15 protein-coding genes are annotated in these 14,592 nt (G+C 66.0%); 10 read left to right on the top strand and 5 right to left on the bottom strand.

Annotation, left to right across the window (positions count from 1 at the left end):
• Positions 1–12: 12 nt before the first annotated feature.
• From J7500_RS02990 to J7500_RS02980, 3 genes are all read right to left on the bottom strand, one after another.
• Positions 13–2,577, bottom strand: coding sequence for a TonB-dependent receptor (locus J7500_RS02990; RefSeq protein WP_294059928.1), 2,565 nt, complete (start codon positions 2,575–2,577; stop codon positions 13–15).
• A gap of 75 nt (positions 2,578–2,652) precedes the next feature.
• A complete protein-coding gene (locus tag J7500_RS02985; RefSeq protein ID WP_294059927.1) occupies positions 2,653–3,609 on the bottom strand; it encodes a FecR domain-containing protein in 957 nt (318 codons plus the stop codon).
• Positions 3,606–4,178, bottom strand: a complete 573-nt coding sequence (locus J7500_RS02980) for a sigma-70 family RNA polymerase sigma factor (protein ID WP_265313397.1) — start codon at positions 4,176–4,178, stop codon at positions 3,606–3,608. Before J7500_RS02980 ends, J7500_RS02985 begins: the two co-directional genes overlap by 4 nt.
• 260 nt (positions 4,179–4,438) lie before the next feature.
• Between J7500_RS02980 and J7500_RS02975 the strand changes: the two genes are divergently transcribed.
• From J7500_RS02975 to J7500_RS02955, 5 genes are all read left to right on the top strand, one after another.
• The gene (locus J7500_RS02975; RefSeq protein ID WP_294059924.1) at positions 4,439–5,266 is read left to right on the top strand and encodes a LuxR family transcriptional regulator; all 828 of its coding nucleotides are present in this window, start codon (positions 4,439–4,441) and stop codon (positions 5,264–5,266) included.
• Between the two features lie 76 nt (positions 5,267–5,342).
• Positions 5,343–5,945, top strand: coding sequence for an acyl-homoserine-lactone synthase (locus J7500_RS02970; RefSeq protein WP_294059923.1), 603 nt, complete (start codon positions 5,343–5,345; stop codon positions 5,943–5,945).
• Entirely contained in the window at positions 5,942–6,796 is an 855-nt protein-coding gene (locus tag J7500_RS02965; RefSeq protein ID WP_294059922.1) for a phytanoyl-CoA dioxygenase family protein, read from the top strand. The genes J7500_RS02970 and J7500_RS02965 overlap by 4 nt, the downstream gene beginning before the upstream one ends.
• A gap of 2 nt (positions 6,797–6,798) precedes the next feature.
• Positions 6,799–6,981, top strand: a complete 183-nt coding sequence (locus J7500_RS02960; protein ID WP_294060664.1) for a DUF6499 domain-containing protein — start codon at positions 6,799–6,801, stop codon at positions 6,979–6,981.
• A gap of 187 nt (positions 6,982–7,168) precedes the next feature.
• A complete protein-coding gene (locus tag J7500_RS02955) occupies positions 7,169–7,525 on the top strand; it encodes a DUF2285 domain-containing protein (protein ID WP_294059921.1) in 357 nt (118 codons plus the stop codon).
• Here J7500_RS02955 and J7500_RS02950 read toward each other — a convergent pair.
• The gene (locus tag J7500_RS02950; protein ID WP_294059920.1) at positions 7,522–7,761 is read right to left on the bottom strand and encodes a helix-turn-helix transcriptional regulator; all 240 of its coding nucleotides are present in this window, start codon (positions 7,759–7,761) and stop codon (positions 7,522–7,524) included. The two genes, J7500_RS02955 and J7500_RS02950, sit on opposite strands and share 4 nt — an antisense overlap.
• Positions 7,762–7,920: 159 nt before the next feature.
• On the opposite strand from J7500_RS02950, the gene J7500_RS02945 reads away from it, so the two are divergent.
• From J7500_RS02945 to J7500_RS02925, 5 genes are all read left to right on the top strand, one after another.
• On the top strand, positions 7,921–8,172 hold the full coding sequence (locus J7500_RS02945) for a hypothetical protein (protein ID WP_367112962.1): 252 nt from the start codon (positions 7,921–7,923) through the stop codon (positions 8,170–8,172).
• A 159-nt stretch (positions 8,173–8,331) separates the two neighbouring features.
• Positions 8,332–10,278, top strand: a complete 1,947-nt coding sequence (locus J7500_RS02940) for an ATP-binding protein (RefSeq protein WP_294059918.1) — start codon at positions 8,332–8,334, stop codon at positions 10,276–10,278.
• Positions 10,279–10,686: 408 nt separating this feature from the next.
• On the top strand, positions 10,687–11,646 hold the full coding sequence (locus tag J7500_RS02935) for a zincin-like metallopeptidase domain-containing protein (RefSeq protein WP_294059917.1): 960 nt from the start codon (positions 10,687–10,689) through the stop codon (positions 11,644–11,646).
• On the top strand, positions 11,643–12,068 hold the full coding sequence (locus J7500_RS02930) for a DUF2958 domain-containing protein (RefSeq protein ID WP_294059916.1): 426 nt from the start codon (positions 11,643–11,645) through the stop codon (positions 12,066–12,068). The genes J7500_RS02935 and J7500_RS02930 overlap by 4 nt, the downstream gene beginning before the upstream one ends.
• 80 nt (positions 12,069–12,148) lie before the next feature.
• On the top strand, positions 12,149–13,888 hold the full coding sequence (locus J7500_RS02925; RefSeq protein ID WP_294059914.1) for a ParB/RepB/Spo0J family partition protein: 1,740 nt from the start codon (positions 12,149–12,151) through the stop codon (positions 13,886–13,888).
• Between the two features lie 261 nt (positions 13,889–14,149).
• On the opposite strand, the gene J7500_RS02920 is transcribed toward J7500_RS02925, so the two are convergent.
• Positions 14,150–14,422 carry an HU family DNA-binding protein gene (locus J7500_RS02920; protein WP_294059913.1) on the bottom strand — a complete coding sequence of 91 codons (273 nt, stop codon included), beginning with the start codon at positions 14,420–14,422 and terminating at the stop codon, positions 14,150–14,152.
• Positions 14,423–14,592: the final 170 nt, after the last annotated feature.

Genomic DNA, 14,592 nt, shown 5'->3' with positions numbered 1-14,592 from the left:
CCGCTCCGCCACCTACCAGCTCTTTCTGAGTGTAATGGCGAACACGCGACCCAGCGGATCCGCATTGGCGGCATCATAGGCGATGCCTGGTTGGAATGCACTGCCGGTTCGGGGCGGTCGCGTGTCGAGCAGGTTGTTGACGGAAAGCCGTAGGTCGAGGCCACGCCACGAAGAGGGGGAGAGACCAAAATTGACGTCGAGCGTCGTGAACGCACTGATCTTGCGATTCGGCGTTACGGTCGTATCGAGGTAGTCGTTGGCGTAATTGACCGCGCCATTAATCTGCCAGTCGCGAGAGATCCAACCGATCGTTGACCTCATCCGGAAATCGAGGATCTGACCGTAGCGATTGTCGAGCCTAGTCGGCGTACAGCCCGCGCAGAAGCTGCTGAGCAAGTGATTGATGATCGTCGCGTTGATGTTCACCAATAGGCGATCCGCGCCGACCGGGAAGCTGTTTGAAATTGAAGCGTCGAAGCCGGATTCGCGCACAAGCGATGCATTCGTAAGTCCGCCGAAATAGGCGTAGCGAATGCTTGAGGTACCTTGGCCCGTCAGGTCAAAGAACTGGAATCCGCCGTTCAGTAGATCGTCAAGAAAGGCTGATGTTTCGCTTTCGTTTCCAAACTGAACGACGAGTGGGCCATAGGTGTCCGGGTTGACTAGAATACCGACGTCGAAAGGTGGCGTTATCAGTCGGTCGCGATAGCGGATCGAGAAATAGTTAATTGCGGCACGAAATCCGGTTGCAAAATGCGGGTGATACTCGGCGCCCAGGGTGAGCGATCTCGCCTTTTCAGGTCGCAGCTGAGTGCTGGACGTGAGAAAAAGCACCGGCGCCGTGCCGCCACCCGGCGCATCGAAGCCATCGAGGGCAAGGACGGTCCGGTTCGCTGCGTTCAGCACTGTCTCCGAGGCATTCGGCGCGCGAAATGACGTGCCCCAGCCGGCACGCAGATTTAAATCGGCAAACGGCTGCCACGAAATCCCAACTCTTGGATTCGTCGTGTTTCCGACATCGGAATAGTGATCGAAGCGTATGGCACCGGATAAATCGAGCCTGCGAATGAATGGAACTCCGGCCTCTGAATCGATCAGCGGAACATAGAGCTCGGCGAAGGCTGATTCGATTCGTCTCGAGAAGTTCCGATTATTGGCAGGTCGCCATGGAAGCTCCGAAGCGAAGGATTCCGCGCGGTGGCTTGCACCCAGGGCGATCCGTATGTCACCCGAGCCCAATGATCCTAATGTGCCGTTGGCTTTCAGATCGACTTCGGCAAGCTTGAAGCCGTTCTCGATGTAAATCGAACCCAGCGGATAGCCGGCCGTTCGCGAAACCGGTTGTCTAACGACCGTCGAGACCTTGCTGTAAACGCCGGTTGCATCCACCCGCCAAGTGCTATTCTGCGGTCGCCAGGAAAGGCCGCCAGCGAGCGACAGAAAGTCGCTCTTCGAATTGTTTTGGTCCGTGCCTCGGGTGGTAGAATAGGAGCGCGACTGCTCGGTCCGGCTAAACAAACCGTCGAGATTGAGGCTGAATTCGCTTCCGACCCTCTGATTAGCGCTTAGGATGGCAGAATATTGATCGCGCTTCGGCAGAAGGTCAGTGGGTTGTACCGCATCGTGCGTAAAGCTCCTGTCGCGCGTCGAAAGGCGATCCGCATGCTGATATTGGAGGGAAAGCAGCGCGCCGCCGCCCGTCCAATTGCGGCCTAGGGTGCCGCCGAATTTATGCTCGAGCCTTCCGTCGTCGTCCGTCGCCACCCGTGCGCTGGTTTCCAGTCCGTCATAGTCCCGTTGCAGTGAAAAGTTTACGACGCCCCCAACTGCATCAGAGCCGTAAAGAGCGGATGCGCCGTCGGTAAGCACCTCGATTCGTTCAATGGCGTCGAGCGGGATTTGTGAGACGTCGACGGCCGCTCCGTATGCGGAGGGGGCAATCCGATGGCCATTGAGCAGCACAAGGGAGGATGAATTGCCAAGACCGCGCAGATTGACGCCGCTGGCGGATTCGACATTGGCAAGGCCAGCGCTACTGTTGATTACGGAATCCTGACTGGCACCGGTCTCACCACCTTTGAAATTCTGCGGAAGTGACGTTATGAAATCCTGGGTATTGGCGTATCCGCTCCGCTCGATCTCCTCGCGCCCATAGACAGCTACCGGCACTGTCGGATTAGTGAGTCCGCGGATATTTGTGCCAACAACTACAATCTCCGAGCTGGAGGTTACGTCCTCTCCCAATGACGCAGCATCACCGGGGGCGGTGGGTGCGTTTCCCGCTTTCACAATCGCCAGTGCGCCGCTGCGATCTATCCTCGCCACGAACCCCGTCCCGGCAAGAATTGCATTAAGTGCGTCTTCGGCCGTATGGGCGCCGCGTACACCGGGGGAACGAGCAGACCTCACGTCGTCGCGATAAATCACCTGCCGTCCTGACTGCCGCGCGAATGTGTCGAGCGCGGTCCTTAGCGAGCCGGCGGGAACGTTGAATTCGCGCGTCTGCGCCGCCGCGGGCGTGGCGAGCGCCACCATGCAAGTGGTGGTTGCGAGTGCTGCTGCGAGTGTCCGGATCATGATGCCCCCTTCCGGGGGCATCGTCCTTGCCCCTCTGGATGCGCGACAATCCGCCGACACAAAAGGGTAACATCCTCACTCGGAAATTCTGACGCGCTCGCCATCCTGCTCGATCCTGAGGCCATAGGCGTCATGCAGTAGCCGAGCGAACGCATCGACGTTCGATGCTTGGAATGTGCCGCCGATCGGGATGCTGGCGGCGGATGGATCGACCTCGAGCTGCGTGCGGTTGTAGCGGTTGAACTCGGCCGCGACCTCCGACAACGGGTTGAGGTTGAAGGTCAGCATTCCGTCGCGCCAGGCAAGCGCGCTCTCCACCCGTTCCTCCGACTTCGCCGCGATCAGCGTCGAGCCGCCGCGCGTGATCGCGGTATCGCCCGCGGTGATGATCGCCGCGCTGGTGTCTCGCTGCTGGCTGTCGTCGACACGGACCCGGCCTTCGACGACATTGACCGTCACCCGGTCCCCGTCGCGCCGCACCGAGAACTTCGTGCCGAGCACGGTGATGGTGCGGCTGCCGGCGTGCACGACGAACGGCTCGCCGGCGCGATGCCTGACTTCGAAATAGGCCTCCCCCGAATCCAGCCAGACGTCGCGGCTCGTCTCGCCGATGGCGGTGCGCACCACGGACTGCGTGTTGAGTTCGATCCTGCTGCCGTCCGCGAGCGAGATGATCTTGTGGCCGCCGATCGGCGTGTCGAACCGCGCCTGCTGCGCTTCGGGCTGGTGGATGAACTCGGGCGCCAGCGAATAGCCGCCGATTCCCAAGGCCAGCAGGAGACTCGCCGCGATCGCCGGCGGCCACCAGCTGCGGCGGTATCCATGGGTCTGCCCGTGGTCCCAGTCGCCGAGCGATCGCACCCGGTCGGCCTGCGCCCAGCCATGCTCGGCGCGCAGCCAGGCCGCGCGGTTGGCCATCGATTCCTGAAGCCATTCGTCGAGCTCGGCCTGATCGTCCTCCGACCAGCCGGGCTCGTCGCGCCGGATCAGCCAGTCGAGCGCCTTGTCCTCGATCGCGCTATGGCGGCTCATGGCTGCGCCTCGCCGGATGCGCGCCTGCCGAACTTCGGCCGCACGATCCTGCCGCTGCCGCCGATCATGTGATCGATCAGAGCCTTCATCCCATATTTGAGCTGCTGGCGGACGGTTTCCGTCGAGACCCCCAGCGCCTCTGCTGCCTCCTGCGTCGACAGGCCGTCGAGTTTCCTGAGCCGCATCACCTCGCGGCAGCGCGGCGGCAACTTGTCGATGCCGGCCTTGGCATGACGCAGCTCGTCGCGCGCGGTCAGCGCGCGCTCGGCCTCGAACAGGTCGAAGTCGAGGCTCTCGCCGTCGAGGTCGGCGACGATTTCGAACGACACGATCCGGGCGCGCTTGGCCTGGTTGATGAGATGGTTGCGGGCGAGCGTGTACATATAGGCGCGCGTGTTGGCCGGCAGCTCGCGCCGCGCTCCAATCAGCGCATGCTCGTAGATGTCCTGCCGCAGTTCGAACACGTCTTCCGCTACCCTCCAGTTGCGACGCACATAGGCCGTCAATGCCCGTTCGAGAGGGAGCACCTCCCGGACGAACCACGCATTGATCACATCATCGTCGACCATCTTGTTCGTCGGAGCAGTCCTCGCGTGACACCTGTCCGATGAGGGAAGACAAGACCCTCGCCGGAATGGGTAACGCGATTTTCTGTCCGGCGCAGATTTTTCTCCTGCGGCGAGCGGCTCCTGCCCATGCGCGCGTCCGCTCCGGAAGCTAGACCGGCGATGGCCGCCTTCGGGTAACATGCTGAACGCGCGCGAAATTAATTGATCGGTCTGTTACCCGTGCCACCGCCTCGCTTGTCACAGTCGCGAGTGGGGGAGGAATGCAACCACACCGGCGAAGGGGGTCCGGTCCGCGGCGTGCCGCGGCAGGAGGTCAGCGAATGGCTGGAAGAAACCAGTCATCGAATGCGTTCGGTTTCGGCCTGGCCGACGATATCCTGCGAGCGGTGCGGGGCGCTGGCGATTGGAAGCAGCTCCGCGCCATCACCCGCGATTTCAGCGACGAAATCCGCTGTCGGCATTTCGCGCTCGTCACCCATGAAGACCTGCGAACGCCTGGGCCGGGCGCCGTCGACCTGCGCGACTATGCCGCAGGCGCGGAGCGGCGGATCATCGGCGAATGCCGTTACCGTCGCGATCCGGTCATGCGGGGCTGTCTCTTCGCCGACAGCGCATTTCTGTGGTCCGAGCTGCGCGACATCATCATGCTCGATCACCACGATCGCATCGCGCTCGAGCTCGGCCAGCGCGAGGGCCTGAACGAAGGCATCACGGTGCCGTGCGGAAAGCTCGGCCACCGCCTCGGCTCCTGCACCTTCGCCGGCTTCAAGTCCTCGCGCATGGCGCAGCTCGCACTGGCGCCCGCGCAGATGTTCGGCGTCTTCGCCTTCCAGCGCGCCCGCCGTTTGGCGGGGCTGCAGGCGCTCGGCCCCCCGCCTCGGCTGGCACCGCGCTACCGCGACTGCGTCGTGCTTGCCGGCCAAGGCCTCAGGAACAAGTTGATCGCGGGCCGGCTCGGCCTCAGCGAGGACACGGTCGAGAGCTACCTGCGCGACGCCCGCCGGCTGTTCGATGCACGCGACCGCACGGAGCTTGTCGCCGCGGCGCTTCTCGCCGGCGAAATCACCCTCGACGAGCTGCGCCGCTGACGGCCCGGAATTCCGGGCGCTGAACCTGACGATCCTAAGCTGCTTGCTTTGCCCCGTGTTCAACCGGGAGCAAGCCATGATCCTCACGATCGACAATCACCGCAAGAGCGCGCACCAGATTGCGCTCGAAACCATGTTCGCCGATCGCAAGGCGCAGTTCGTCGACTTCTTCGACTGGGACGTGCCCGTCGTCGACGGCCGCTTCGAGATCGAGCAGTTCGATACCGCGGATGCTGTGTACCTTGTCGCCATCGACGAGGGCGGCCGGCACGAGGCGTCGCTGCGGATGCTGCCGAGCTGGCAACCGCACCTCCTGGGGCAAATCTTCCCGCATCTCTGCGTCGGCGGCGTGCCCGTCGGGCCGACGACCTGGGAGAGCACGCGGCTCTGCCTGCCGAGCCGGCATGGCGCGGGACGGCGGCGGGTTCTCCGCAATGCGCTGATTTCGGCCATGGCGGACTTCGCACTAGCCCGCGGCATCGAGCATATCACCGGGGTCATTCCCGACGGCTTCCGGCGCGAGGTGCTGGCGATGGGCTGGCGCGCCGAACCGCTCGGCCCGGCGCTGCGCATCAAGGGCGGCCCGATCGGCGCGTTCCGGATCGAGGTGACGCCCGACGTGCGCGAGCGTCTCGCCTGGACCGGCACCTATGCCGGCGCACTGGAGCTCGCCGCATGACCGCGCCGGAAGATGTTGCGGCTGGCGACCTGGCGCGGGACGGCTATTGCGTGTTGCGCGGTGTTCTCGATCGCGCCGTCATCGGCGCGCTCGCGGAAGATCTGGCGCCGAGTTTCGCCGCCACACCGATGTGTCAGGGCGTCTTCTACGGCCATCGCACCCGCCGCTTCGGCGCGCTCTTACGCCGGTCGATCCATGCCGAGGCGCTGGTGCGCCATCCCGCAGTGCTGGCGATCGCCGAGCGCATGCTGCTGCCCTGGTGCGAGCGGATCGCGCTCAATCTGACCCAGGCAGTCGAGATTCATCCCGGCGCGCCGCCGCAGTTCCCCCATCGCGACCAGGACATGTGGGCCGGTCCCAAGGGCACTCTCGAATATCTGGTCAACGTCATGTGGCCGATCGATCCCTTCACCGAGGCGAACGGCGGCACGCGGCTGTGGCCCCGCAGCCATGACGATCAGGACAGCGCCGATTTTCCGGAAGGCCTGGCGGTCGTGCCGCAGATCGCGCCCGGCGACGCCTTGCTGTTCCTCGGCTCGACGCTGCACGGCGGCGGCGGCAACCGCTCGGCTGCGCCGCGCCGCGGCGTGATCGTCAGCTATTGTCTCGGCTGGCTCAAGCCCTTCGAGCTGCAGTGGCTGGTCTATCCGCCGGCGATCGCCAGGCGTTTCTCGCCGGAGCTCGCCGCCCTCGTCGGCTATGCCCAGCATCGCCCCAATCTCGGCAACGTCGAAGGCCAGTGTCCGTCGATGCTGCTTCGCAACCATGTGCCCGAGCATCCCGGCGCGATCGATGCGCTGCGTCCGGACCAGGAGGCGCTCGCGGCAGCATTCCTCGCCGGGAGGGATTGATCGTGGCGCGCTGGGAGCCGCCCGACTGGCGGGACGACGGTGCCTACGCGGCGGTGCTGGCGGGAGGACGGCCGGCGCTCGCCTGGGAATTGCTGCGCCGTGATCCGGAGTATCGCGCATTCGCCGCGAGCACTAATCCGGGCGGCGACGTTTCGGCACGCTGGGGACTCCACTTTCGCGGCTGATCCGATGCTGAACTGTGTCCGCGCCGACTACATGTGGACAGCAGCGGCCGACCCGCATGTCTTGCGCGCCCGGGCCTCTCCGTGGGAGGGGCCGGCCGGCGATGCGATCGATCTTTCGCACCTTTCCCGATGCTCATGGCCGCGCGATGGATGCGTTCATGTCCGGCTCGCCCTGCCGGACGGCGACATGCGTCTCGATCTGGTCGACGGCGCCGTCATGCCGGGGCATATGACAGTAGAGCCGGCGATCGACTTCCGTCGCCCGCTCCATCCTCAACTGGAGTCGATTCGCCGGCTCCACGCACTCATCCGCGGCGACCGACCGTCACTTCGCGATCAGCGCTTCGTCCGTCTGGTCGAGGCGCTTCGCGTCGCCGACGCGCTCGCAGCTGGCGCGAGCCTGCGCGAGATCGCGCTCGGCATGCTGGGCGACGACTGGCCCGGAGACGGCGAGCATGTGAAGTCACGCGCGCGGCGAAGGGTAGCGCTGGCCGGCGAGCTCACGCGCGCGGGACCAGGAGCGGTGCTGGCGCGGCGTATCTAGTGCGCTTCCGGCGCTGTCCGGATCAGTGACAGCGCGTCGACATCGAGTGCCGCCGCGACGTCAATGAATTCGAAGATGTCGAGCCGTCGTTCACCCGTTTCGTATCGGGAGACATATTGCTGCGGCTTGCCGATTTTGTCGGCCACGGCCTGCTGCGTCAGCGCCTGTTGCTTGCGGGCCTCGATCAGTTGTTCGATCACCCAGCGATAGCGACTATCGTGGATGCCGCGCGCCACCAGTTCCTCACACCAAATTGATGTGGCGACCGTGACGGCGATTGGTTCTTACACAAACTTGATGTAAGGATGCTCGAATTGCCGCGATCGGCAGCACTGATTGGCTCGAGGATGAATGTCAGAGACCCACTTCAATCGGTAGCGCCGTCTGGCGAAGCCGTGCTCGACTATGATCGCCGCAACCTCCTGACCTATGCCGAACTGCTCGACGCTGCCGACGCCGGAATTGGCTGGGAAGAGGGTTCGCTCGACATCCTCGGGATTGATCCTGTTGCCGACCCCGATCGGGCGTGGCGTTGCTGGGACAGCCATCTTGAGCGTGCGCGCTGGATCGTCGGAGACGGCCTCGGCGCCGCGATCGAGGCGTTCGGCACGCTACCGCGCAACATGATCCGCAACATCGTCCAATAATTCGCGGGTTTCCGCGCTATCGCACGCCGCCGCTGTGCCGCCCGGCCGGCGCGATGGCGCCGAACCACACGACGCGGCGGATCGGCCTCCGTTCGGCCAGCGTTGTCGCTTTGTCGGCGCCGACCCTTGGGCTAACGTCGCCGGGGGGATCTCGCGCACATGACCACACTCAATCTCCAGGCCAAGCAGGACTTTCTCGAGCGCGACGCGGCGACTCGGGACCCGATCCGAGCGATCGCGGAGCTGGTCTGGAACGCGCTCGATGCGGATGCGACCCGCATCGAGGTGGTGCTCGAACGGAACGATCTGGGCGGCCTGAACGCGATACGGGTCGTGGACAACGGCTCGGGCATCTCGGCCGCCAGCGCCGAGCATGACTTCGGCAATCTTGGCGACAGCTGGAAGCGCGACGCCCGTAGGACGGGCCTGGGCCGTGCCATCCATGGCAAGGAAGGCCGCGGACGCCTGCGCTTCTACTCGCTGGCGCAGCGTGCGCGCTGGTTCACCACGACGCGGTCGGACGCGGGCCTGTCGTCGCGCACTTTGGAGATCCATGCCAAGTCGCTCGAGCGCTGCGAAGTCGTCGAAGCCGATTCGCCGACGGCCGAGGATACCGGAACCATCGTGCTCCTCACGATGCTCAAGGACACGTTCGACGTGCTGTCCACGCCCGATGCCTATCGGCAGTTCAGCACGCTGTTCGCACCCTATGTCCTGCAATACCCGAACGCCGAGATCTGGTTCAACGGCTTCAAGGTCGATCCCGACGTCACGATCCATCGCTGGCAGGATCTGCCGCCGATGGTAGTTCAGCTGCCCGACCGCACCATCGACGACCTCAAGGTCAAGGTCATCGAATGGAAGTCGGCGAACGAGACCCGCCAGATTCATTTCGGCGGCGAGGATGGGATCGTGCTCGGATCGCAACCCGCCCATGTCACCGCGCCCGGTTTCGAATTCTCGGCCTATGCCTACAGCGCCTTCTTCCAGGAGATTGCCGACAAGAACCTGCTGGAGCTCGACAACCTCGGCGAGCCGAACTTCTTGGCCGTCGTCGGCCAGATCCGCGAAGCGCTCGGCGATTATTTCCGGGGTCGGATGAGCGAGCAGTCGCTCGGCGTCATCCAGGACCTCAAGGACCAGGGTGCCTACCCCTATGACGGCGAGCCCCGCGACGAGATCGAACGGCGCGAGCGGCAGGTGTTCGACATTGCGACCTACGCGATCAACTCGCACTCGCGCGACTTCTCCCGCGCCGAGACGCCACTCAAGCGCATGACGCTGACCCTGCTCAAGGAAGCGATCAAGCACAATCCGGACGACATCTCGACGATCCTCCAGGCCGTCGTCAATCTCGGCAAGGCCAAGCAGTCCGAGTTCTCCGCGCTCCTCAAGAAGACGCAGCTCGGCAACATCATCGGCGCCTCCAGCCTCGTCTCCGACCGCATCACCACCCTCGAGGTGCTCAAGGGCATGGTGTTCGATGCCAAGTTCCGGCGGACGGTCAAGGAGCGCGGCGAGCTCGACGCGCTGGTGCGCGACAACACCTGGCTGTTCGGCGAACAGTTCCACATCACCATGGCCGAGAGCGGCCTCACCAAGGTGATGAACCGCGTCGCCGAGGACCTGGGCAACAAGCGGCGAGGCGGCCGCAAGGTCACCAAGCTCGACGGCACGAGCGGGCGCGTCGACTGCTTCCTCGGCCGTTCGGTGCCTCATCCCGATGCCGGCAAGCGCGAATATCTGCTGATCGAGCTCAAGCGGCCGTTGCTGACGCTGGGCCGCAAGGAACTTGATCAGGTCGAGGACTATGTGAACGCGATCCGCCAAGAGGCCGAGTTCACCCATACCGATACCAGCTGGAGCTTCTTCCTCGTCGCCAGCGAATTCGATCCCGCAATCCACAGCCGGATTTACCAGAAGGACCGACCCCACGGCCTCTTTCTTCACGGCGACAATTTCATGTTCTGGATCAAGACGTGGGCCGAGGTCGTGCGCGAGAATGAAGCGCGGCTGCGGTTCGTCCAGCAGAAGCTCCAGGTCGAAGTCTCCGACGAGGAGATCGAGCAACGCATCGCCGATCTGCGGCAGCTTGTCGTCAAATAAGCTGAGCCGCTTCCCCGGATTCTGACGGCAGCCGGCGTCGCCGCGCCAAAGGCGCGGCCCGCGCTCTACGGCCCGACGCAGGCGGGCCGCCGAGCCTCCATCGGGTCTCGGCCGAAGGTGACGATCGCTGACGCTGCCCCGGCTGACGCCGGGTTCCCGCGGTCGCCGCGCCACGAGGCGCGGCGGCGTTCATTTGTGGGCCTTCCCTTGTCAGCGGGTGTGGCCGGCGCTTCCGCCTGAGGCCCGTCGCGGCGCGCGCAACTCCGCATCCGCGGAGTGCTTCATTGCATTGCGCCCTGCCGGTGCGCGCGCCGCTGGAGCCGGACCTCCTCCGGTCGCTTCTCGCCGCCCACCCCCGCCTTTCGCGGGGAGGCCGTGGGGCTTTTTGCGGGTGGCGAGGAGGCGAACGTGTCCCGATCCCCGAACCGCCGCGCGCGCGGCAAGGCTTCTGCCGAGAGCGGCGAACCGCGCGTCAATCTCTATGACGAGGTGACCGCGCGCATCGTTGCCGAGCTGGAGGCCGGCCGCGTGCCGTGGGTCCAGCCGTGGAGCGCCGCCGCCTGCGCCGGGCCGTCGCTGCCGCGCAACGCGCTCACCGGGCGCAGCTATTCGGGCGTCAATGTGCTGCTGCTGTGGGGCGCGGTCATCGCCCATGGCTATCCTTCGCAAAGCTGGCTGACCTTCCGGCAGGCGCGGGAGGCCGGTGGCTCGGTCATGAAGGGCGAGCGCGGCCAGACCGTGGTCTATGCCGACCGCTTTGTTCCCGAGGCCGAGAAGGTGAAGGCGGCGGCGAGCGGCGAGGACGCCAAGGCGGTTCCGTTCCTCAAGCGCTTCACCGTGTTCAACATCGCGCAGTGCGAGGGCCTGCGGCCCGGCCTCGCGCTCGACCCCGCGCCGCTGCCCGAGCGCGAGATCGTGCCAGTCGCAGAAGAGGTGATCGCCGCCTCCGGCGTCGAATTCCGCATCGGCGGATCGCGCGCCTTCTATGTGCCGTCCGCCAACTTCGTGCAGGTGCCGCCGCAGCCCGCCTTCTTCGAGCAGATCAACTATTATCGCACCTGCCTGCACGAACTAACCCACGCCACCGGCCACGCCAAGCGGCTCGGCCGCGACCTGACCAACGCCTTCGGCAACAAGGGCTATGCCCGCGAGGAACTGGTTGCCGAACTCGGCTCCGCCTTCCTCTGCGCCGCGCTCGGCATCGTGCCCACCGTCCGCCACGCCGACTATATCGCCAGCTGGCTGGAGGTTCTGCGCGAGGACAACCGCGCAATCTTCCGCGCCGCCAGTCAGGCAAGCAAGGCCGCCGACTGGCTGCTCGCCCGTCACCGCGAGGCCACCGAGGAGCACGGGAGGATCGCGGCATGATCCTCCTCCCTCCCGAGCTTCGCTACGCGCTCCGCGCGAACGCGATCAACGCCCAAGCCGCTGAGGCCAAGGGCGCGCGGTTCGATCCGGTGCCGGTTATCAAGCTGTTCAACCCGCTCGGCGCGGCGACATGGCTCGCGACCGAGTTGGCCGAGGACGGCGACACGCTGTTCGGGCTCGCCGACATCGGGTTCGGCTGCCCCGAGCTGGGGCCGTTCAGCCTGTCCGAGATCGCCTCGGTGCGGCTGCCGTTCGGCCTCGGAATCGAGCGCGACATCGCTTTCGAGGGCCGCTTCAGGCTGTCGGTCTGGACGGCGTGGAGCCGCCGCGCCGGATCGATCCTCTGGGCCGAAACCCTGCTGCGCCGGATGAGCCGCGGCGACGAGATCGGGCCGCCGCCCGAGGCACCCGGAAACGGGTGATCGACCGGGCGGCGCACCGTCGCGCCGCCCCTTCCGCCCGGCCCGGCGGGGTCGGGCGTCCCTGAGTAGGAGCAAGACCCATGACCCTTATGTTCATTGCGCAGGACCGGCTGTCGGTCAGCAGGACCAACATGCGGCATAGCCGCAAGGCCCCCGATGTCAGCGACATCCTGCCCACCATCCGCAAGCGCGGCGTCATCCAGACCCTGCTGGTCCGCGCGTGCGAAACCGAAGGCGATTACGAGATCGTCGCGGGCGCGCGGCGCTTCCACGCCGCGCAGCTTGTCGCCGCCGAGACTGGCGAGGCCGAGCCGCTGCCGTGCCGCGTGCTCGCAGCGGGCGACGATGCCGCCGCCATCGAGGCGTCGATGATCGAGAACCTTGCCCGGCTCGACGCTGACGAGGTGACCCAGTGGGAGACCTTCACGCGATTGGTCAAGGAAGGCCGCGAGATAGCCGATATCGCCGAGACCTTCGGGCTTCCCGACCTCACCATCCGCCGCGTGCTCGCGCTCGGCAACCTGATGCCGCGCATTCGCGACCTCTATCGCCGCGAAGAGATCGACCGCGCCACGGTCCGCCACCTCACCATGGCGTCCAAGTCGCAGCAGCGCGCATGGCTGGCGCTGCTCGACGACCCGCAGGCCTATGTCCCGACCGGGCACCAGTTGAAGGCATGGCTGCTCGGCGGACAGTCGATCAGCGCCGCCCATGCGCTGTTCGATGTCGATAGCTACAAGGGGACGCTGGTCGCCGACCTGTTCGGCGATGAGCGCTATTTCGCCGACGCCGATGCCTTCTGGGCAGCGCAGAACGCCGTGATCGGCGAACGCCGCGAGGCCTATCTGGAGGCGGGCTGGAGCGATGTCGTGATCGTCCCACCCACCGAGCGGTTCGATGCCTGGGAATACGAGAGGGCCGCCAAGCGCAAGGGCGGGCGGGTCTATGTCGATGTCCGCGCCAACGGCGAAGTCGTCTTCCACGAAGGCTATCTGACCCGCGCCGAAGCCCGCCGCGTCGCGCGCGGCGAGCCGATCGAAAGCGGCACGAAACCCGTGCGGCCGGAGATCACCAGCGCCATGCAGACCTATGTCGACCTGCACCGCCATGCCGCCGTGCGGGCGGCGCTGTGTGGCCACAACGGCGTCGCGCTGCGACTGATGGTTGCGCATGTGATCGTCGGCTCGCAGCTGTGGACCGTTCGCCCGGACCCGCAGTCGAGCCGGAACGACGATGTTCGCGAGAGCGTCGAAACCTCGTCCGGCGAGGCGCGGTTCGACGAGCATCGCCGCGCGGTGCTGGCCGTGCTCGACCTGTCGGCCGAGGAGCCGATGCTCACCGGCGGCAACGGCGACGACCACGGGCTTTGCCGGCTGTTCCACCGGCTGCTCGAGCTTCCCGACGGCCTCGTGCTCGACATCGTCGCGGTCGCGATGGGCGAGACGCTGGCGGTCGGCAGCGCCGCCGTCGATGCGGTCGGGCTGCATCTCGGGATCGACATGGCCGACTGGTGGCAGGCCGACGCCTGTCTGTTCGATCTGGTCCGCGACCGCGAGGTGGCATCCGCATTGCTTGCCGAGATCGCGGGCGATGTCGTCGCCAAGGGCAACGAGGGCGAGAAGACCAAGACCCTCAAGAAGATCGCGCGCGATCATCTGGAGGGCGCGAACGGACGCGCGAAGGTCGAGCGCTGGGTGCCGCGCTGGATGCGCTTCCCGCCCACCGCCTATACCGCGCGCGGCGGGGTCGGCACCGTCGCCGCCGCCGCCCGCGCGGCCCGTCGGGAGCCGGACCCGGAGCCCGACAAGCTCGCCGCCTGATAAAAAAATGGCGCGGGCGGGGGACTGATCCGCCCGCGCCATCCCGGCCCTGCGGGACCGGAATTTCGCGCCGCGCGGGGCCAGCCCCGCGCGGCATTTTCATCGGACGCTCCCGCTCGTCGCCGCGAATTCGCGGCATCGAGCGCTCGCCGTCGCCCATGATCTCCAGCCGGTTGCCCTTGGTGTTGGAGGTGGCGCGGGCAAACGACGCGCGGCGGCGCGAATGTCGCCGATCGACCGTGGTCCGAGCGCCATTCTTCGTCAGCCGGCGACCCGATCCTTGAGCGCTTTAGCCGCGCGGAAGGTGACCCGGGCCGATGGGCCGACCACCATCGGCTCGCCGGTGCGGGGATTGCGGTCGGGCCGCGCGGCGCGGCGCGACACCGAGAATTTCCCGAACCCCGCGAGCGCGACGTCGCCTCTGGCGACGCCCGCCGCGACCGCATCCAGCACGTCATCGACCATCGCCCGCGCCTCCGCCATGCCGATCTTCCTCGTTGCGGCGAGCGCGGCGGCGATGTCGGATCTGGTCATGCGGCTGGTCCCCCCAATGGCGATGCCGGTCGCACGCAAGGGACAGCGGGACCGATCCTCGTTCGAGACAGCCGGCGCGCGGTTTCGGGTAACACGGCCCCGCGTTTCCCGATCGCAACGACAGCGGCCGGCATCGGATACCGGATGGCGGACCGGCCCATTCCGGCCTC

The sequence above is a fragment of the Sphingomonas sp. genome (genome assembly GCF_017744835.1).
GTDB lineage: Bacteria > Pseudomonadota > Alphaproteobacteria > Sphingomonadales > Sphingomonadaceae > Sphingomonas.
Note: the sequence above shows the minus strand (reverse complement) of the source record. Positions and strands in the feature narration are given on the sequence as shown.